The organism is Bifidobacterium choladohabitans (assembly GCF_016102005.1).
GTDB classification, from domain to species: domain Bacteria; phylum Actinomycetota; class Actinomycetes; order Actinomycetales; family Bifidobacteriaceae; genus Bombiscardovia; species Bombiscardovia choladohabitans.
Genome location: NZ_JACFPL010000003.1, coordinates 29,482 through 49,008 on the forward strand (window position 1 = coordinate 29,482; position 19,527 = coordinate 49,008).

Genomic DNA, 19,527 nt, shown 5'->3' on the forward strand with positions numbered 1-19,527 from the left:
AGACCGCATGGGTCAGGCCATGTTCCCTTCGCAGCTCTCCCGGAGTTGGACCTTCACGGGGAGTTCGGTGGAAATGGGCGGTTCCTCCGGTGAGTTCAGGCGCCTGACCAGGGTGGAGACGGCGGCCCGGCCCAGTTCGACCATGGGCTGTCGGACCGTGGTCAGGCGGGGCTGGGAGACGGAGGCCTCCTTGATTCCGTCGAACCCGGTGACGATGACCTGGTCGGGAACGCTTACACCCGCATCAGACAGGGCCCTCAGTACCCCAAGTCCCATCTGGTCGTTGGCGCACACCAGGGCCTGGGGGAGGGTGCCCTGCCTGACCAGGCTGGCAGCGATCTGATAGGCGACGGACTGCGAGAATTGCCCTCTGTAGATCGGCGCGGCCGAGGGTTCCAACCCCTCTGACCTCAGACCCTCACAGAACCCTTCGTAGCGTTTGCCATTGTCTGGGGAATCATCCATGCCCGCCATGTAGGCCATCCGCTGTACCCGGTGTTTCTCGAACAGGTGCCTGACCAGGGTGTACATGCCCTTGCGGTTGCTCACGCGGACCAGATCGAATTCGCTTTCCTGGTTGAATGGAGCATTGGCGATCATGACAACGGGCAGGCGTTTGCGCAGGAAGGCCAGGACGCTGTCAGGCACGGACCTTGCCAGGACAATCAGACCATCCACCTTTTCCGACATGGTGCTGATCAGCTGGGGGATGTCGTCACCCTTCCCCCTCAGGCCGATGCTGACCATGAGGCTGAGGCCCTGCCGCCAGGACTCCAGTTCGCACCCCCTTAACACCTCGTCGAAGTAGAGGGAATCCGTATTGTCTTTCTGATCGTGGGGTGGATCGACGACGATGTCGGCGGCATCCTCGCTGACCAGTTCGAAGTCGCTGATCTGGTCCAATTGATCGATGTTTGGCAGAAAAAGGCCTATGGTGTTGGTCCGCCGGGCGGCCAGGCTCCGTGCGCTGCCGCTGGGGAGGTAGCCCAGGAGGTTTATGGCTTTGAGCACAGTCTGTCTGGTCTCGGGCCTCACCATCTCCGGTGTGCGCAGGACCCTGGAGACGGTGGCTATGGATACGCCGGCCTCGCGGGCGACATCGTATACGGTCGGTTTCCTTGCCATCCGCTTTCCTTTCTTTCATACATCCCATACAGCATACCATCGAAACGTGCAGTTGATTGCAAGATTTGATAGCGCTAACATCAATGCTCCTTATCTGGGAATGTAGGTAACTATATAAGTAAATAAAGGAATCTCCACGCTTAAAAACTCCTGATGGGAATGATTTGCACATTTAAATGTAAGCGCATACAGTAGAGAGCACGATGGTTGATCCGGTCCGGTCAGAGGATGCCGTGCAGGTCCGGGAACCCACCCGTGCATGCGCGTGCCGACTACACCCCGATAGCAGAGGACGGATTTGGCCCGTGAATGTCAATGCAGACAAAGGAGACATATGAGACGGAAAACAGTGGCGGTGAGGATCCTCGCAACATTGGTTGCAGGGGCCACCCTCCTGGGACTGGGGGCATGCGGAAGTAAGTCCGAAGCAACGCAGGAGGCTGCCGCAGGCAATCAGATCCTCTTCGGCGGTGACAGTGGCAGTCCAACTTTCACCCGTAATTTCAACCCATTCTCGACCAGCAAGAGGATAGGCATCAACTTCATCTACGAACCCCTCGAAGTAGTCAACAGCCTCGATGGGACCTCAACCCCCTTCCTGGCCAGCGGGCACAAGATCGTGGACCCCAAGACGGTCGAGTTCCAGATTCGTGACGGGGTCAAGTGGAGCGACGGCAAGCCCTTCTCGGCGCAGGACGTGGTCTTCACCTTCAATCTGGTCAAGAAGGATGCGGCCATGGACTCCCTGGGGGTCTGGCAGCATATCTCCTCCCTTGAGGCCTCAGGGTCCAAAGTGACCTTCCAGTTCAAGGACAACGATGTGCCTGCGGTGTCGATTGTCAGCCAGCAGAACATCGTCCCGGAGCACATCTGGAAGGATGTGAAGGATCCCCTCAAGTGGACCAATGAGAACCCCGTCGGGACCGGCCCCTACAAGTTGGGCACCTTCAAGCCCAATCAGTACACCCTGGCGAAGAACAAGGACTACTGGCAGGCCGGGAAGGTTGCGGCCGACACCATCGTCCTTCCCGCCTCCAACAAGCAGCTGGACCTGGTCAATAAGAAGTATGACTGGGCCTACTCCTTCATCAACAACGTGGACAAGACATGGGTGGGCGCCGACAAGCAGCACAACCACTACTGGTTCCCCCCGGGGGGCACGGTCTCCCTTTATCCGAACCTGACCAAAGCCCCCTTCAGCGACGTGAACTTCCGCAAGGGCCTCAGCTATGCCCTTGATCGCGACAAGATCGCCAAGGACGCCGAGGAAGGCTATGTGGATGGTGCCACCCAGACCGGCCTCATCCTGCCCAACCATGACAAGTGGGTCAATGATTCCATTCCCAACAAGGGAAAGGTCTCCCAGGACGAGGCCCAGTCCCTGGAGTACTTCGCCAAGGCCGGCTACAAGAAGCAGGGCGACCAGTTGGTGGACTCCAACGGCAAGCAGCTCGAGGTCAACATCACCGTGCCCAGCGGCTACACCGACTGGCTGCGCGGGGTGCAGACCATGCAGGGCCAGTTGACCAAGCTGGGTATAGCCGTCAAGCTCACCCAGCCCCAGCCGGCCGCATACACGCAGGCGCAGAACAACGGCGACTATGATCTCCTGATCTCCTCCTTCGGAGGCACCGGCAGCGTCTTCCAGGACTACAACGGCCTGCTCAACAGTGAGTTCGCGGTTCCCGTGGGTCAGTCAGCCAACGCCAACTTCGAGCGTTACAAGAACCCCAAGGCCGATGAACTCCTGGCCCAGCTCAAGCAGGCGGCCGATGAGAAGTCCCAGAAGGCCATAGTCGACCAGCTCCAGCAGATCGTCTACGACGATGTGCCGGTGATCGGTCTCTTCTACGGCGGTCTCTGGGGCCTGTTCAGTACACGGAACTACACGGGTTGGCCCAGTGAGGACGACCCCTACACCTCACCCAGCACCTGGACCCAGTCGGTTCTCATGGTGGTAACCCATATCAAGAAGGCCTGAGAGGCCGGGCCCATCAGGGCAGAAGAGGAGCGGGCTGGTTCGGTGGCGGTCCTGCCGGGCCGTCGGGACGGCCGGTCCCTCCTTGTCTGCCTACTGGGCCGCCCCCCGCCCCTGACGGATGAAAGGTCGTCACGTGCGATATTTTTTCGGGAAAATTGGTCTATTCTTCGTTACCCTCTGGGCGGCCATAACCGTCAACTTCCTACTGCCCAGGATGATGCCTGGATCACCTGCCGACGCGGCCATAGCCAAGTTGTCCCAGAACGGGCCGGTCACCCCTGAGGTCAGGGCTTCCATAGAAGCCCAGCTGGGCATGCCCAAGGGCAACCTGCTCAGCCAGTACTGGCAGTATCTAGGGGATGTGGTCCACCTGAACTTCGGCGTCTCATACAGCAACTTCCCGCAGAATGTATCGGACCTGGTGGGGGCTGCCCTTCCTTGGACCCTGACACTGGTGGGGCTGGTCACGATCATCTCCTTCATCATCGGGACTGCACTCGGGGCCCTCATGGCCTGGAAGCGGGGGACCGCCGTGGATGTGACCGGTACGATTTCCAGCTCCTTCCTCTCGGCCTTCCCCTCCTTCTGGCTGGCCCTCATGCTCCTTTTCTTCCTCGGTTACAGGGCCGGCATCTTCCCGACCTCCGGCGCCTACTCGTCCACCGCGATACCCAACTTCTCGATGGACTTCATATCTGACGCCGTGGAGCACTCCATACTGCCGGCACTGACCATCCTGCTGACCTCCCTGGGCAGCTATGTGATGGGCATGCGCAACACCATGATCAACACATTGGGGGACGATTACGTCACCTTTGCCGAAGCCAACGGCCTGCGCCAGCGGACGGTCATGCTCAAGTACGCGGCCAGGAACGCCCTCCTTCCCAACCTGACCTCCTTTGGTCTGGTCCTGGGCGGCGTGGTCGGCGGTTCCCTCCTGGTCGAGCAGGTCTTCAACTATCCTGGGGTCGGCCTCCTGCTCTATCAGGCCGTGACCAACCAGGACTACCCCCTGATGCAGGCCATCTTCCTGATGATCACCATCAGCGTGCTTGTGGCCAACTTCATCGTGGACATTCTTTACGGGGTCCTTGACCCGAGGACGAGGAGGTGAGGGCGATGACGAACAGCATCGTCAGCACAGGGATGCAGACTTCCGCACACGGGAATGGGAATGACCCTCAAGGGCCGCAGGCCCCTACCGCCAGGGACCAGAATCCTGTCCTCCGGGCCCTGGAGGTGATAGGCAAGGGGTTCAAGACGGTCTGGGAGGTGCCCAAGGCCAGGTTCGGCCTGGTCCTGTTGGCTCTGATCGTCCTTTCGGCCCTGTTTGCCCCTTGGCTCAGCCCCTATGATCCAAAGGCCGGCGATTTCGAGGCCAGCATCGGACCCAGCGCCCAGCACTGGCTGGGTACCACCAGCAACGGGCAGGACGTCCTCTCCCAGCTCCTGTGGGGCGGGAGGGTCTCCGTCATGGTGGCCATGGTCTCCGGCCTCCTATCCACCTGCATAGCCGTGTTGGTGGGCCTGAGCTGGGGTTACATCCGCTCATTCGCCGGGGAGTTCGTCGGTTTCATCGTCAACCTCTTCCTGGTCATCCCCTCCCTCCCCCTGATGATCATCATCGCAGCCTACCTCCAGAACGGAGGCATGGGCGTAATCATACTGGTCATCGTCCTGACCGGATGGGCCTGGGGGTCCCGGGTCCTGCGCTCGCAGACCCAGTCCCTGCGTTCCAGGGACTTCGTCACTGCAGCGGCCTTCAGCGGGGACAGCTCTTGGCGGATCATCTTCCATGAAATCTTCCCCAACATGCTCTCCCTGATCATCAACAACTTCTTCGGTGCGGCCACCTCCGGCGCCCTGTCGGAAGCAGGCCTGGAATTCCTGGGCCTGGGTGACTCGACCACGGTCAGCTGGGGCACCATGCTCTACTGGGCCCAGAACAACAATGTGATCCTGACCGGCCAGTGGGCACTCCTGCTGGCGCCAGGTCTCATGGTCGCCCTCCTGGCGGTCTCCATGACCTTCATCAACTTCGGTGTGGACCGCCTGAGCAACCCCCGTCTGCGTGAAGGGAAGGCATGATGGAACTGCTACGTGTCGAGAATCTGTCCGTCGAATATGACAGCCCCGACCAGGAACCGGTCAAGGCGGTCGAGGACGTGAGTTTTTCGCTGGACCAGGGTGAATTCGTGGGCCTGGTCGGTGAGTCGGGGTCGGGCAAGTCCACCCTGGGCTTCGCCGTCACACGACTCTCAAAGCCGCCGGCCCGGATCAGCAAGGGGCGTGTGCTTTTCGGGGGCAAGGACATCACCACCCTCAGCCAGGAGGAGCTCCGCAGACAGCGGTGCGGCGGATTCGCCATGGTCCTCCAGTCGGGCATGAACGCCTTGAACCCGGTGCGGACCGTACGCAAGCACTTCGTGGACATCTACAAGGCCCACGGGAACGTGGAGAAGAAGGATTACGAGGCGCATTCCAGGCAGCTCGTAGAGAAGGTAGGTCTGCAGGACTCCGTGCTTGACGCCTACCCGGGCGAACTGTCGGGCGGCATGAGGCAGAGGGTCTCCATATCCCTGGCCCTGGCCTTGGAGCCCAAGCTCATGGTCTTCGACGAGCCGACCACCGCACTGGACGTCCTGGTCCAGCACGAGGTGATGGGGACCATCCGGGAGCTGCAGAAACAGGAGGGCTTCACCGCCATCCTGATCAGCCACGACCTCGGTGTGGTCCTTGAGTCCACCCAAAGGGTCCTGGTCATGCACAACGGACGGATCGTGGAGGATGCCCCCAGCGAGCGGATCCTGACCGATCCCCAGGACGACTACACCAAGATGCTCCTCAGCCATTATGGTGATCCCAGAGCCGAACACGTTTCAGTGCCCGGCTTGAAGCCTCGCGATGAGGCCGAGGCCTCCGGCTCGGTTGGTGGAACCACTTCGCAGGCCGACGATGAGGAAGACATGACGGTCACGGTGACCGGCGTCTCCAAAATCTACCCCGCCCGCAAGCGGGGTGAGGATTCGGTGACCGCCGTCGACAATGTCTCCTTCACCCTCTCCCCGGGTCAGTCCTTGGCCCTGGTCGGGGCATCCGGATCCGGCAAGTCCACCATAGCCAAAATGCTCACCGGGGTGGAAAGGCCGACCTCAGGCAACATCACCCTGGGCGGCAGGCGGGTTGATCAGATGAAGCGGCGCAAGGAGCTGAGGTCCCTGCGTTCCGACATCCAGATGATCTTCCAGGATCCCTATTCGGCCCTCAACCCCCTCCACACGGTGGAGTACACGCTGACCAGGCCCATCCTCAATTACACGGACCTGAGGGGGGACGATGCGCGCAGACGGATGTTGGAACTGCTGGAAACGGTGGGCTTGACCCCTGTGGAACAGTATGCCGCCAAACTCCCCCACCAGCTGTCGGGAGGGCAACGCCAAAGGGTGGTCATAGCCCGGGCGCTGGCCAGCAACCCCCACGTCCTGGTGGCCGATGAACCGGTCTCCATGCTGGACATGACCCTGAGGGCCGGAATCCTGGCCCTCCTTGACGACCTGAGGGTCCGGTTGAACGTGAGCATGCTCTACATCACCCACGACCTCCTGTCGGCCCGACTGATCACCGATTCGATCATGGTACTCAACAAGGGCACCGTGGTGGAGCGGGGACGGACGGCCCAGGTTCTTCAGCACCCTGAAAACGACTACACGATCAAGCTGCTCGACGCCATCCCCAGCCTGCGCACGCAGGCCTGAGGGCAGAAAGCCACAGGAGAAACAATGATATCCCACCATGTCGTGGACAGGGGTGTGCCCTTTGGGGACCTACCCCTGCCGGAGAACATCGAGCCCATGGTCATACATGCCCCCGTGGGCGACCTGACCGCCCTCCATGCCCCCAAGGGGGTAAGGGGGACGCGGGGAGTGGCCATGATGATTCCCGGCTTCACAGGTTCCAAGGAGGACTTCTACCAGATCAGTTCCATCCTGGGAGAGGATGGTTGGGATGTCTGGTCCTACTCGCAGAGGGGGCAGGCAGACTCGGTGGCCCCTGAAGGGAGGAAGGCCTATGACAGGGGGGCCACGGCCGGTGATGCCTTGGATGTAGCCCGTATCCTGATCGAGCACACCGGGGCCAAACGGGTCCACCTCCTGGGACACAGCTTCGGCGGGGTGGTGGCCCAGGCGACCCTCCTGGCCGACCCTGACCTCTTTGCCAGCCTTACCCTCATGTCGTCCGGCCCCCACGGTTGGCCGGGCCGGAAGGCGGACCTGCGTCAGCGACTCCTGGACCACCCTGGTGGGGATCTGTGGAGGCTGGATAACCCGGACAGGGCCAGCCTGCCGGACGAGGAGCTGAATCCACAAGACAGATTCCAGCGTCTTCGGGCAGAGCGGACCAGCCGGGACCAGCTCATCGGGACCATAGACCAGCTGGCCGACCTGCATGACAGAACCGAACAGCTGGCTGCCACCGGCCTGCCCATGATGGTTTTCCATGGCGAGCACGACGACTTCTCCTGGCCCCAGGACTGGCAGGCCAGGATGGCCCGCCTGCTGGGCGCGCGCTACGAGGTGATTGCGGGTGCCGGCCACTGTCCCAACATCGACAGGCCTGAGGAGACGGCGGCCCTCCTGGACGACTTCTGGACTTCTGCACAGAACGAACGGTGAATTTCAGCAGGAACAAGCCCATCAGCAATGAAAGCGGGGAAGATGAACACAGAGACTCCACGCGGCAAGTCTCCCGATCGGGGCGCAGGTGACGGCGAGGGAGACGGGGACCGGATGCGGCGGCCCCAAGGCATGACCGTCGAGAGAGGGGACTTCTCGGCTTCGTTCAACTTCAACGGGGACCTGACACTGATCAATGCGGGGGGCATCCAGGTCACCCAGTTCAGGCCAGGTATCCATGACCGTCCCCTTGCCGGTCTCTGGCTCCGCCGCCATCGGGAGGGGCGGATCGATTCCATCCAACTGACCGGATCAAGTTCCCGGGCCTCCTTCGATCCAGCAGCCGGCAGCCCAGTCTGGGAGGGGAGGGACATGGGCGTCCGTTGGCGGGTTCGACTTGTTCCAAGTGCCATATCTCCTGCGCTTTCCCTGGCTCTTCCATCAGGTGGCGAAGGTGGCGGGACTGGCAGGGGGGCGTCCTGGACCTGGGAGGTGTCGGTCACGATCGACCAGGGTGGCTCGACTTCTGGTATTGAGAGGCAGGAATGTGATGACGCCGTCTTGTCTGACGATTTGTGGGACCTGGTTTCCGCCCAGGACCTGGCCTTGGTGGAGCCGTCCATGGCTGCCGGCGCCGAGTCCTACATCTCCCAGTACATCGCCTACCATGTGCAGGACGTCCCCGATTCTGGCAACGTCCTGTCAGCCCGGCAGACGATGGGTTGCGCCCCTCGGCTCCCCCTGTACGTCACGGGAATCTCACAGGGGTGCAGGGCATTCATGACTGACGGTTACGACTTCTACGGGCTTGGTGCGCGTCTGGACGGTCAGCCCGCGGCCCTCGGCGATGCCGACTGGGACCGGGGGGGCGTAGACCAGTATGAGTTCGCCATGGCCTGCCTCCTCTCTCCCAGGGCGCCGTTGACCCGGGGAGGCCTCACCTGGCAGGTGTGGAACACGGCACTGTCCGATTACAGGGGTGACCTGGGCAAGGCCTGCGCCGCCTGTGCAGAGGCCTTTGAGCAAAGTCGGAGTCGTGCAGACAAGACCGAGGCCGATGACGGTCCGTCCACCGGCTCCCACGACACCTTACCTGCCTCTCCCGTTGCCCCGCAGGCTGAGCCGGCAACCTCATTCCTGGTCTCTTCCGCACTGCTGAATGGCGACTCTCTGCCTGAGGATGAGTTCAGTCAACTGGGCGGAGGGCCCGTCCGCCAGCCGGAGGCGGACCAGACAGGTCATCTGCTCTCTTACTTCGGAGATGATGCCTGCCATGTGGTAAGCGCACGCAAGGAACTGGAGGTGGACCGCTCCCACGGGCAGATTCTCCTGTCCGGCAACCCGGATACCGACCCGTCACGGCCCACCATGGCCGCCACCACCTACGCCGGGGGTGTCTTCGCTTCCCAGGTGGTCCTGGGCAACACCAACATGAACCTGCTGGTTTCCGTCCAGAAGACCGGTCTGGGCCTCCTGCGCTCCCGGGGGGTCCGCATCCTGGTCCAGGTGGATGGGACCTGGCGCCTTCTGGGTGTTCCTTCGGCCTACATCATGGATTTGGGCGGATCCCGCTGGGTCTACCGTCTGGAAGGCAGGACCCTGACGGTGTCCACCATCGCCCACCTGGACAGGGCCGCCATCGACATCCATTTGGAGGCCGACGGTCCGATCCGGGCTCTGTTGACCGTCAGCCTGGACGATCCATCCACCTGGATCCGGAGGTTCGCTCCTGCCGATGTCGCCCGGGGGATGGTGGGGGCCATTTCCCTTACCCCTGCACCGGGCAGCCTGACGGCTGAACGTTGTCCGGGACTGAGCTATGTCATCTCATCGCCCGATGCAAGGGCCGGGGATGACGGTCCCCTCTTCGAGCCGGGCGCAGGGGTCCACACCACCGATCCGGCCATGGTCACCTTCCTGTCGGACGGGGGCCGGGCCCTGTCCGTCACCATCGCCGGATCCATGAATGGTGGCGCAAGCGAGGAGAGCACACCCGATACGGCCCCCGCCCCCTCCGAACGGGAGCTCCTCCATGCCCATTACCTGGCCATGACCTCTTTCATGCAGGGACTGCATGTGGCAGGGGAGGGAAGATTCGCCGAATTCAACGACCTCCTGCCCTGGCTGGTGCAGAACGCCCTGGTTCATTTTCTGTCACCCCACGGGCTGGAACAGTATGGGGGCGCCGCCTGGGGTACACGGGATGTCTGCCAGGGGCCTCTTGAACTGGCCCTGACCTTCGGTCATACCGATCTGGCCCGGACCATCCTCCTCAAGGTCTTCGCCCACCAGAACCCCGACGGCTCCCTGCCGCAGTGGTTCATGTTCGACCAGTATGCGGACTTCTACCAGCACGATTCCCACGGGGACATCCCCGTCTGGCCCCTGCTGGCGCTGGCTGAGTACGTCGAAGCAGGCGGTAGGTTGGACATCCTGGATGAGCCCGTGGCTTTCTGGCGGGATGATGCCACCCACCCCTGCGCATCAGTGGGACCAGTTGGAGATGCAAGCCCGGTCAGTCAAGGTAGCCCCTCTTCCGGCCTGCCCACGGTGGCCGACCATCTTGCCCGGACGCTGGACTATATCCAGTCGCATAGGGTCCCGGACACCGACCTCTTCTGTTATGGCGAGGGGGATTGGGACGATACCCTGCAACCGGCCCAGGAGTCCATGAAAAGACAGATGGCCTCCACATGGACCATCGCCCTCCTCTACCAGGCCTGCTGCGGACTGCAACCGCTCCTTGAGGCCGCCGGCCGGACCGACCTGGCCTCCCGCTTTGCCGGGGAGGCCGGCAGAATCAAGGACGACTTCGCCGATAACTTTATATTCCAAGGGGTCCTGGCTGGATACGTCAATTTCGTCGATGGGCAACCCCGCCCGGTCATACACCCCTCAGATACCAGGACCAAGATACGGTACAGGTTGATTCCTATGACTCGCTCCATCATCGCTGGCCTGCTCACACCTGACCAGGAGGCGGACCATGAGAGAATCATCGAAGGCAATCTTCATTATCCGGACGGAGTCAGGCTCATGGATTGCCCGGCCTCCTTCCATGACGGAGTGACCAGGGTTTTCAAGAGGGCCGAACAGGCCGCCAACGTGGGCCGGGAGATCGGCCTGATGTATACGCACGCCCATGTGCGTTACACGGAGGCCCTGGGCCTACTGGGCAGGACCCGCCTGGGTAGGGAACTCCTAAGAATCAGCCCGGTGGGCCAATTCCGCCGCCTGCCTACAAGCGAGCCCAGGCAACGCAACTGCTATTTCGCTTCGTCGGATGCCGACTTCCCCGACCGATACACGGCCGCCTCCCAATGGTCGAGACTCAAGGAGGGGGCCAAGGACCCCGTAGGTGTGAGGGGAGGATGGAGGATTTATTCCTCCGGCCCCGGCATCTACTGCCGACAAGTGGTCCAGCACCTCTTCGGCCTCCAGCTGCACGATGGGCTGGTTGTCTTCGACCCGGTCCTGTCCCAGGAAGATGACGGACTGGAGGTGACCATGACCCTATTCGGCCAGCCGCGTACCATCCGCTACCATGTGGCTGGTGGGCCGATCGCTGGACCAGGGGACACCGGCTCAGAGGGTACAGGTTCGGACCGCTTGAGGGTTGAGGCCGATGGACACAGGCTTGAGGGCCGGATCCTGGATCTGCCTTACCGCAAGGGCGGATTGGTTGTGACGCAGGGCCAGTTGGCCGGAGCTGACCATATCGACATCTTCCTCACAGTCGACGGACAGACCGTAAAGTAAGTGCCGACACCCATCTCTACAAGGGAGGTGGCTGGGCGGTCAGCTGTTCGGCAGCAGGTCGTCCGCCTGCCTTTCTCGGCCAAGTGGGCAGGGTGTCTGTACACGCAGAGCGACAGTCTGCGATTTGCGGGGAAGTCGGTGTCGCTATCTTCGCGGCGTCGTGCACCTACCGGCAATCGAATCGCGTAAGGGAATCCAGCTGTCTGGAAGGTGCCGGCAGGGTCAGCCCGCCAAATCCAACAAGGAAGGTACATAACATGCCAAGGCCTACATACACGTTTCCACAGGACTTCCTCTGGGGGGCGGCCACGGCTGCCCACCAGATAGAGGGCAACAATATCAATGCCGACTGGTGGGAGCGTGAGCACCGGCCGGACAGCGACCTCAGCGAGCCTTCGGGGGATGCTGACGACAGCTACAACCGTTACGCGGAAGACATATCCCTCCTGGCCGACAGCGGATTGAACACCTACCGCTTCTCAGTGGAGTGGGCCAGGGTGGAGCCTGAGGAGGGGTTCTTCTCCCAGGCCCAGCTCCTACACTACCGGGCCATGATCAAAGCCTGCCTCCAGGCCGGGGTGACCCCCATGGTCACCCTGAACCACATGACCCTGCCCCGCTGGCTGGCCAGGCGGGGGGGCTGGCGCGATCCTGCCTCCGCAGACCTCTTCGGCCGGTACGTGGAGCACCTCATCCCCATTCTGGAAGGTGTCACCTGGATCTGCACGATCAACGAGCCCAATATGGTGGCTCTGACCCAAGGGGGGCAGGAGGGCAGCGACATGGCTGCCGCCTCCCTGCCCACCCCCGACCCGGTCATCTCCGAATCCCTGGTCAAGGCCCACAGGAAGGCTCGGGCAGTCCTTTCCCGCCGACCGGGAATCAAGTCCGGTTGGACCATTGCCTGTCAGGATTTCCAGGCCCTGCCGGGCTGTGATCAGGACATGGAGGAGTATCGCTACCCTCGTGAGGACTTTTTCACCCAGGCCGCACGAGGCGACGACTTCATAGGGGTGCAGGCCTACCTGCGCACCTTCATCGGCCACGACGGCCCCCGGCCGGTCCCGGAGGATGCGGAGAAGACCCTGACCGGCTGGGAGTATTATCCTGCCGCCCTGGGGGAGGCCGTGCGCCATACTTGGCGGACCGCCGGGCACATCCCCATCGTGGTCACCGAGAATGGGATCGCCACAGCCGATGACAGTCGGAGGATCGACTATACCTTTGACGCCTTGGCCGGCCTTCATCAGGTCATGGATGAGGGTGTGCGCGTGGAGGGTTACCTACACTGGTCACTCCTGGACAACTACGAGTGGGGGTCCTACAAACCCACCTTCGGCCTGGTATCCGTGGACCACGAGACCTTCGAGCGTCATCCCAAGCCCTCCCTGGCCTGGCTGGGTCAGGTGGCCCGTTCCGGCATCCTCGCCCATCCCCGAGGCTAATACAGGCATGAGCACCAACGTTCGGCCCCGAACCGACTTCGTATCGGTCCGGGGCCGGACGCTACCACATACCGCTCTTGTGCCTACTGGTCTGCCGGGCGCGATGCCCCTGCCTGTACGGAGCCAGATGAAATGGTCATCGGGATGATGATCGAGGAGCCGTTGAAGAACTCGATGGTCACTTCTACGGTTCCATCAGTCACGCTGGGGTCGGCGAAGAAGTTCCCATTCAGGGTGAAGGTGCCGGCCCTCCTGTCACTGGAGAAGGCTGAACCGGCTTGGAGATAGGACCACCAGGAGGAGTTGGGGCCGACGGCCCGCCCGTATTCCTTGGCGGAGACCCTGCGGACGGCGTTCCCTTCATAGTCCATGGGGAGTGTGATTCCGCTGCGCTGGCCCACGGCGGGCGAGGAGGTGGCCTGCCCTGCTCGAACCAGATACTCATGCCAGTCGGCGCCGGCGGTGAACGTGAGGGTCAGATCGGCCAGCTGACCGTAGGCCGGTGCCTTAGGGGCAGACAGGATCCGGTTCAGGTAGGAGGCGGTCAGGGTCACCGTCTGGGAGGAAGCGTCGTAGGTGTAGTCGGAACCGGCCTTCAGGCCCTTGATCGAGTTGAAGGAGTTCCCGTTCAGGGTCAGGGGAATGGTCAGTCCCGATTGAGCCTTGGAGGCAAGATAAACAGTGTCGGAGCCTGTGGCATAGGAGGAGGTGGCACTCATGGCTGCCTGGAGTTCGGAGCCGATCCGAGCGCTCTTCCACCCATATGGGGCCTGACGTGAAATCATGGAGCCGTTGTCCCAGAGCATGAGCCCAATTCCGTCTTGGCGGGCCATCTGGTTCATGTAGTCGTAGTACTTGAGTTCCTCCCCTTCCTGGAGCACGTCGCTGCCCGTGTCATAACCCAGGAGGCCGTACTCGCCAATGACCGTGCCGATGCCCTGACTGGTCAGGTTGTCCTGGATGGTCTTGAAGGTGGCGGCGGCCGAGGTTCTGGCCGTGGTCGGGCGGCCCTGGTTGTCGGTGCCGATCCTCTCGTCGAAGCCGGTGATCCCCAGGTTGGCGCTGTAGAGCCACTCACTGTAGTAGTGGACCGTGGCAGCGAGGTATGGGTCGTTGAAGCCCTTGATCAGGGAGGCCAGATGCCTGGTGTACTCGTCGGAAGGGGTGGTGGAAGGGGTGGGCATGACGATCATGCGGTGCTCGTTGCCGGGCACGGAGCGGATGATGGAGCGTGCCTCCGTGTTCAATCTGTCCAACTTTTCCTGGGCGGACGGGTAGTCCCAGGTGTTGAACTGGGGTTCGTTGATGGTCTCGAAGGCCACCTTGTCCGACTCGTCGGCGAAGGTTCTGGCCAGCTGTTTCCAGAAATCCGAGAACATGACCTCCTCCTTGGCCCCGACCTGACCATTCCACTGCTTCAGCCAGATCCAGGAGTCATGGTGGATGTTGACCAGGACGTGCATCCCCAGTCCGGTCGCCTGGTCGACCACCTGGCGATACCGATTGAGCCAATCCTTATTGATCAGGTAACGGTAGCCGTCCTTGTTGGCCGAGCCCAGGTCCTGGTATCGCCGGTAGACGGTCATGGGAATCCGGATGCTGGTGTAGCCCTTGTCCTTGACGGCCTTGAGCAGGTCGGGGGTCACCTTGGGGTTCCCCCAGGCCTGTTCGCCCTGATCGGGGGAGGACCAGTTGGTGTCCACTGCATCGAAGGAATTGCCCAGGTTCCATCCCCTGCCCATCTCCCTGGCGAACTGGAGAGAGGGCGTCTGCCCGGTCTTCGGCAGGATGGTAGTCGAGGCCGCGACGTTCTTTGGGGCAATTCCAGAGCGGGGTTGGGTGTCCGCACTGGCCGCAGGTGCCAGGACCAGCCCCATGGCGGTCAGAGCCGTCGTGACCGCGGTCAGGGCCGGACCCCACCCTGTCGTTCCCGTCTTGCATGTCTTCGTGATAAATGATCTGAACCGCTTCATCGTCAATTCAATCCCCCGTTCCCTGACTGGGCAGGCTCTGCCTGCAGGGCAGGACCTGCCGGGTGTCTCTTGCGTGCTGCTCTGAGCATGCAGTTGCACGGCATAATCCGTATCATGCCGCCTCTGTGAGCCCGCCAGCTGCGGCGGAATCTCTTATGAATATTATAGTTCAATCATTAGAATAAATAGCGGAGGCTGAACCAACTGACGGACCAGGCATGCATGCCCGGAATCACCGTTGAAAAGTGGAGCTGAGGGTAGTCGAAACCCCGACCTCTTCGATGCGAACGAAGCGCTCTACCAACTGAGCTACAGCCCCATTCGTTGCCCGACCGTAGCCGAACAACAGACTGTACCATATCGCAGGGTGGGCACAAACGCAATTTGGACGGTCTGTGCCAGACCCCGTGTTACAAACCCATGGCTCGGTTTCCGCGGCTGCCGGATGGGTTGTCGTATTCAGTCGCTGAGGTTCCCGTCCTGCTTGCTTTCCCCGAGATCGTCCCGGTCAGCGGCAGTCTGCGCGGATTCGGCCCTTTTGCCCTTGCCTGCCCTGGCCTTGATCAGTCCGATGACGGTCGGCATGACGGATATGAGCAGAATAAGGATGATGACCAGCTCGAAATGCTCCTGGACGGCCGGAATGCCGCCGAAGAAGTAACCCAGGAGGGTGAAGAGGGTGGACCAGACCAGGCCCCCCAGAACGCTGAAGGGGGTGAACCGGCTCCACTTCATCCCCGAGATTCCCGAGATGAAGGGCATGAAGGTCCTGATGAAGGGGAAGAAGCGGCCCAGGAATACGGCCAAGGGCCCCCACTTGTCTATCATTCCCTCGGTTTTGGCCAGCCGCTCCGGGGTCAAGGCCTTCACCCTGCCTGACCTGATGATGGCCCGTCCGAAAAAGTGTCCTATGAAGTAGTTGCTCTGGTCACCAAGGATCGGAGCCAGGCAGACGACCGGCAGGAGGATGTCCAATGCCATCCCGCTGGTGGGGTCGTGTGCGAAGACGCCGGCTGCGAACAGGAGGGAGTCGCCGGGCAGAAAGGGCATGAAGACCACGCCCGTCTCGATGAAGATGATCAGGAAGATGAATGCATATGTGGGCACCAGTCCCATGGCAATCCACCCTGCGATGGCGCTGCGTGGATCCTTGAGTAGGTTGATGAGCCAGTGTATGAATCCCATTTGCCAAAGACCGTCCTGTTATGTTGGAGCACGAACCGTTCCAAACTGTAGCAAGCCTGGACCACAGCAGGTTGGTCTTCGCCAGACCCTTGCGAGGAAGACACAACCGTTGCGCATCTCGGCTTATGCGCGGACAATCCATATGAAGTGTGCCCTGCCGTTTGGAGGGTCGGGTGGCGGTGTGATGGCACCGTCCCGACCGTGCCCTGTGCGTATTCCGTCTCGAAGGGGTGTCAGCCAGAAGCCTACTTCTTCACGGCCTCACAGTGAACCGTTCTTGTAGGTAGTCTTGGTGTCGCCCTTGGTTCCGCGTTCGAAACGGTCGAAGGCCCGCAGATAGATCAGTGACTTGGCGTATGCCAGCCAGGAGAAACCGAAGATGATGACCAGGACCCGCAGGAAGGGCACAGAGTAGATGAGGAAGGCGAAGGCCACGTCGATGGCCAGGAGGCAGACGGCGTAGAGGGGGATCCCCATGGGAACACCGACGGAGAGTTTGAAGAAACCCCAGACTGTATTGGTGTAGCGGGATTGCAGGGGGTAGAAGAACTCGTATGAGAGGACCAGCAGGACGGTTCCGATGATAAGGATAATGAGGGCGAGATAGGTCATCGCCCCTTTCATGTTCAGCCAGAAGGCCAGTGAGTAAATGACGATGGCACCCAGCGCCAGGTGGATGATGAAGGCGATGATGGACTGCTTGAACTCCCGGATGAAGCGTTGCAGGTACTGTCGGCAGAGGGGTATGTCCTCGTGGTCGTCATAGGCGAAGACCGTTCCATACAGGGCGCTGCGGGCGGGTCCTATCGTGACCAGGGGTATGCAGGTGACGACGAAGAGCAGGTTCAGGGCTGTGAATCTGAGCAGGGTGTTCACGAACTGCCAGAAGGGGCTTTCGAGGTTGAAGTGCATGATCCGCCTTTCCTCTCTTCGACTCTACCCGCCGATCCTCCCGGCAGGGGCGGTGGCACGCAGGCAGGAGAGTGGGGCCGGCATTCCGTGACGTTGTGTCTGTCTGCTGCACCGCGGTTGCTGGGCCATTTGCCGGATTTGCCGGACCGGCCTGTCAGGAGGGTGCCCGGACCTGCCCAACCTGGACAATCTGTTGGATTGACGGGTGACGGTTCGGTCCTGTCTTACGTGGTGACATGCCTTGCAGCATACCGTGGCTTGACAGCTAAGTTAAATCGGTGTACTAATCTATTTACAAACATATAAATAAGCCTACTACGGTCTACACGGCGCCGAAAAGTAGTGGAAGCATACGGCGCATGGCTGGCAACGCAAGGGAGCGGGCTTATAGGGAAAGACAGGAGGGCAGGATGTCAACTGGCGACATTCCTTTAAAGGCCACCCGGCGGGGTAAGCCTAAACGCCAAGGGGGCATAAGCGGCAAGAAGAAGCACAGTATCAACCTCTTCCTTTTGACCGTCCCCTTTCTGATACTGGTCATCCTCTTCAGTTACTATCCCCTGCTCGGCTGGGTATATGCCTTCTATGACTACCAGCCCCCCATACCCCTGTCGGAGAGCGAGTTCGTCGGCTTCCAGTGGTTCAAGATGATTGTCCAGAACCCGGCCCAGCTGCACACGGTCGGCCAGGTCCTGATCAACACCTTCGTTATGAGTGGCTTGGGCATTCTTACCTCGTTCTTCCCGCTGTTCTTCGCCATCGGCCTCAATGAGATTCGCAACAAGCACTTCAAGAACGTCATTCAGACCCTGACCACCCTGCCCAACTTCATCAGCTGGGTCCTGGTCTACGCCGTGGCATTCGCCATGTTCTCCTCCACCGGCATGGTCAATGAGCTCCTGCAGAACATCCACCTGATCTCACAGCCCATCCACTTCCTGGATTCCGACAGCGGGACCTATTTCAAGATGCTCCTGTGGAGCCTGTGGAAGGGGCTGGGCTGGGGGTCCATCCTCTATCTGGCCGGCATATCCGGCATCGACCCCGAACTCTATGAGGCCGCTCAGGTGGATGGGGCAAACCGCTTCCAGCAGATCATCCATGTCACGGTCCCACAGCTCATGCCCACCTACCTGGTCATGCTGATGCTGAGCGTCTCCAACTTCCTGAACAACGGGATGGATCAGTACTTCGTCTTCCAGAACGCCTTCAATCTCAAGCACATCCAGGTGCTTGACCTGTATGTCTACAACGTGGGCATGGGCCAGAACAGCCTCTCTCTGGCTACGGCCATATCGATGCTGAAATCCCTGGTCAGTGTGGTCCTCCTGTTCCTGGTCAATTGGGCCTCGAAGCGGACCCGTGGCGAGTCAATTATCTGAGCGTGAGGGGAAAACAATCATGAGTGACAGCATGGCAATCGAATCGAAGGGTGTCTCCCCCCTCCTGCAGCGGACCAAGGGCGAGAAGGTGTTCAATGTCTTCAACATCGCCTTCTTCATCCTTTTCGCCTTCATCTGCGTCTACCCGTTCTATTACCTGATCATCAACAGCATCTCCGACAACACCTTGAGTGCCGCCGGCAAGATCACCGTCCTGCCCAAGGGGGTCCACTGGAGCAACTATGTGGAGGTCTTCAAGCTGGAGGGTCTGGGCACAGCCGCCATGGTCTCCCTGGGACGTACCGTGATCGGCGCGACCCTGACCGTACTGGCCAGTGCCTTCCTGGGCTTTCTCTTCACCCAGCAGGGCATGTGGCACCGCAAGTTCTGGTACCGCTTCATCATCGTGACCATGTACTTCAATGCTGGCTTGATTCCCATGTTCATCACGATGAAGAACCTGGGGCTGACCAACAACTTCTGGGTGTACATCCTGCCGGCCATCGTGCAGCCCTTCAACATCATCCTGGTGAAGACCTACATCGAGTCCATTCCCAAGTCCCTCCAGGAGGCGGCCGAGGTGGACGGTGCCGGCACCCTGACGGTCTTCTTCAAAATCGTCCTGCCCATGTGCACGCCGATTCTGGCCACGGTGGCCATCTTCTCGGCCGTGGGGCAGTGGAACTCCTTCCAGGACACCTTGATCTACATGACTGACTCCAAGCTCTACTCCCTGCAGTACCTGCTTTATCAGTACATCAACCAGGCAAGCTCCCTGGCCAGTGCAGTCAAGGCCAGCGCTGGTGGGGCCCTGAACATGGCGGCCCTGGCCACCCAGCAGACCCCGTCGTCGATCAGGATGACCGTCTCGGTCATCGTGGTCCTGCCCATCCTCTTCATCTACCCGCTCTTCCAGCGTTACTTCGTCAAGGGCATGATGCTCGGCGCCGTCAAGGGCTGATCGAGAGGGGGTACAACCTCGCCGCCGTATGGACTTGATTCCACGCGGCGGCCAGGAAGCGTTCATGTCGATTCATCAAGGAGGACAAATCGATGAGAGATGCAAGGCCGGCAGTGGCCCCGCCGGTCCGA

Annotated in this window: 14 protein-coding genes and 1 tRNA gene; 10 read left to right on the forward strand and 5 right to left on the reverse strand. The window is 61.0% G+C overall.

Annotated elements, in window-relative coordinates; translation table 11 throughout:
• Positions 1-12 precede the first annotated feature (12 nt).
• Positions 13-1,125, reverse strand: a complete 1,113-nt coding sequence (locus H3S97_RS06260) for a LacI family DNA-binding transcriptional regulator (protein ID WP_198220022.1) — start codon at positions 1,123-1,125, stop codon at positions 13-15.
• Positions 1,126-1,459: 334 nt separating this feature from the next.
• Between H3S97_RS06260 and H3S97_RS06265 the strand changes: the two genes are divergently transcribed.
• From H3S97_RS06265 to H3S97_RS06295, 7 genes are all read left to right on the forward strand, one after another.
• Complete coding sequence (locus H3S97_RS06265) at positions 1,460-3,106, forward strand: ABC transporter substrate-binding protein (RefSeq protein ID WP_198176974.1); 1,647 nt, start codon at positions 1,460-1,462, stop codon at positions 3,104-3,106.
• A gap of 217 nt (positions 3,107-3,323) precedes the next feature.
• Positions 3,324-4,220 carry an ABC transporter permease gene (locus tag H3S97_RS06270; RefSeq protein WP_232356344.1) on the forward strand — a complete coding sequence of 299 codons (897 nt, stop codon included), beginning with the start codon at positions 3,324-3,326 and terminating at the stop codon, positions 4,218-4,220.
• A 5-nt stretch (positions 4,221-4,225) separates the two neighbouring features.
• Entirely contained in the window at positions 4,226-5,194 is a 969-nt protein-coding gene (locus H3S97_RS06275; RefSeq protein WP_198220024.1) for an ABC transporter permease, read from the forward strand.
• Positions 5,194-6,861, forward strand: a complete 1,668-nt coding sequence (locus H3S97_RS06280) for an ABC transporter ATP-binding protein (RefSeq protein WP_198220025.1) — start codon at positions 5,194-5,196, stop codon at positions 6,859-6,861. Before H3S97_RS06275 ends, H3S97_RS06280 begins: the two co-directional genes overlap by 1 nt.
• Positions 6,862-6,885: 24 nt before the next feature.
• Entirely contained in the window at positions 6,886-7,779 is an 894-nt protein-coding gene (locus H3S97_RS06285; RefSeq protein WP_198220026.1) for an alpha/beta fold hydrolase, read from the forward strand.
• Between the two features lie 42 nt (positions 7,780-7,821).
• Positions 7,822-11,538 carry a hypothetical protein gene (locus H3S97_RS06290; RefSeq protein ID WP_198220027.1) on the forward strand — a complete coding sequence of 1,239 codons (3,717 nt, stop codon included), beginning with the start codon at positions 7,822-7,824 and terminating at the stop codon, positions 11,536-11,538.
• 257 nt (positions 11,539-11,795) lie between these two features.
• Positions 11,796-12,983 (forward strand): glycoside hydrolase family 1 protein, encoded by a 1,188-nt coding sequence (locus H3S97_RS06295; protein WP_198220028.1) that lies wholly within the window; start codon positions 11,796-11,798, stop codon positions 12,981-12,983.
• An 83-nt stretch (positions 12,984-13,066) separates the two neighbouring features.
• On the opposite strand, the gene H3S97_RS06300 is transcribed toward H3S97_RS06295, so the two are convergent.
• Positions 13,067-14,860, reverse strand: a complete 1,794-nt coding sequence (locus H3S97_RS06300) for a cellulase family glycosylhydrolase (protein ID WP_198220029.1) — start codon at positions 14,858-14,860, stop codon at positions 13,067-13,069.
• Here H3S97_RS06300 and H3S97_RS06305 point away from each other — a divergent pair.
• Entirely contained in the window at positions 14,859-15,041 is a 183-nt protein-coding gene (locus H3S97_RS06305) for a hypothetical protein (RefSeq protein ID WP_198220030.1), read from the forward strand. The genes H3S97_RS06300 and H3S97_RS06305 overlap by 2 nt on opposite strands.
• Positions 15,042-15,202: 161 nt before the next feature.
• Here the strand turns inward: H3S97_RS06305 and H3S97_RS06310 are convergent.
• From H3S97_RS06310 to H3S97_RS06320, 3 genes are all read right to left on the reverse strand, one after another.
• Positions 15,203-15,275: transfer RNA gene (locus tag H3S97_RS06310), tRNA-Ala, on the reverse strand.
• 140 nt (positions 15,276-15,415) lie between these two features.
• Positions 15,416-16,141 (reverse strand): DedA family protein, encoded by a 726-nt coding sequence (locus H3S97_RS06315; RefSeq protein WP_198220031.1) that lies wholly within the window; start codon positions 16,139-16,141, stop codon positions 15,416-15,418.
• 261 nt (positions 16,142-16,402) lie between these two features.
• On the reverse strand, positions 16,403-17,053 hold the full coding sequence (locus H3S97_RS06320) for a YesL family protein (protein WP_198178574.1): 651 nt from the start codon (positions 17,051-17,053) through the stop codon (positions 16,403-16,405).
• A 359-nt stretch (positions 17,054-17,412) separates the two neighbouring features.
• Between H3S97_RS06320 and H3S97_RS06325 the strand changes: the two genes are divergently transcribed.
• Together H3S97_RS06325 and H3S97_RS06330 are read left to right on the forward strand one after the other, a co-directional pair.
• The gene (locus H3S97_RS06325; protein ID WP_198220032.1) at positions 17,413-18,435 is read left to right on the forward strand and encodes an ABC transporter permease; all 1,023 of its coding nucleotides are present in this window, start codon (positions 17,413-17,415) and stop codon (positions 18,433-18,435) included.
• A 31-nt stretch (positions 18,436-18,466) separates the two neighbouring features.
• On the forward strand, positions 18,467-19,396 hold the full coding sequence (locus H3S97_RS06330) for a carbohydrate ABC transporter permease (protein ID WP_198176963.1): 930 nt from the start codon (positions 18,467-18,469) through the stop codon (positions 19,394-19,396).
• Positions 19,397-19,527: the final 131 nt, after the last annotated feature.

Bases quoted from the DNA above. Each gene is read 5' to 3' on its own strand.
- H3S97_RS06260 (WP_198220022.1), bottom strand. From the start codon at position 1,125: ATGGCAAGGAAACCGACCGTATACGATGTCGCCCGCGAGGCCGGCGTA.
- H3S97_RS06265 (WP_198176974.1), top strand. From the start codon at position 1,460: ATGAGACGGAAAACAGTGGCGGTGAGGATCCTCGCAACATTGGTTGCA.
- H3S97_RS06270 (WP_232356344.1), top strand. From the start codon at position 3,324: ATGCCTGGATCACCTGCCGACGCGGCCATAGCCAAGTTGTCCCAGAAC.
- H3S97_RS06275 (WP_198220024.1), top strand. From the start codon at position 4,226: ATGACGAACAGCATCGTCAGCACAGGGATGCAGACTTCCGCACACGGG.
- H3S97_RS06280 (WP_198220025.1), top strand. From the start codon at position 5,194: ATGGAACTGCTACGTGTCGAGAATCTGTCCGTCGAATATGACAGCCCC.
- H3S97_RS06285 (WP_198220026.1), top strand. From the start codon at position 6,886: ATGATATCCCACCATGTCGTGGACAGGGGTGTGCCCTTTGGGGACCTA.
- H3S97_RS06290 (WP_198220027.1), top strand. From the start codon at position 7,822: ATGAACACAGAGACTCCACGCGGCAAGTCTCCCGATCGGGGCGCAGGT.
- H3S97_RS06295 (WP_198220028.1), top strand. From the start codon at position 11,796: ATGCCAAGGCCTACATACACGTTTCCACAGGACTTCCTCTGGGGGGCG.
- H3S97_RS06305 (WP_198220030.1), top strand. From the start codon at position 14,859: ATGGCGGTCAGAGCCGTCGTGACCGCGGTCAGGGCCGGACCCCACCCT.
- H3S97_RS06300 (WP_198220029.1), bottom strand. From the start codon at position 14,860: ATGGGGCTGGTCCTGGCACCTGCGGCCAGTGCGGACACCCAACCCCGC.
- H3S97_RS06315 (WP_198220031.1), bottom strand. From the start codon at position 16,141: ATGGGATTCATACACTGGCTCATCAACCTACTCAAGGATCCACGCAGC.
- H3S97_RS06320 (WP_198178574.1), bottom strand. From the start codon at position 17,053: ATGCACTTCAACCTCGAAAGCCCCTTCTGGCAGTTCGTGAACACCCTG.
- H3S97_RS06325 (WP_198220032.1), top strand. From the start codon at position 17,413: ATGGCTGGCAACGCAAGGGAGCGGGCTTATAGGGAAAGACAGGAGGGC.
- H3S97_RS06330 (WP_198176963.1), top strand. From the start codon at position 18,467: ATGGCAATCGAATCGAAGGGTGTCTCCCCCCTCCTGCAGCGGACCAAG.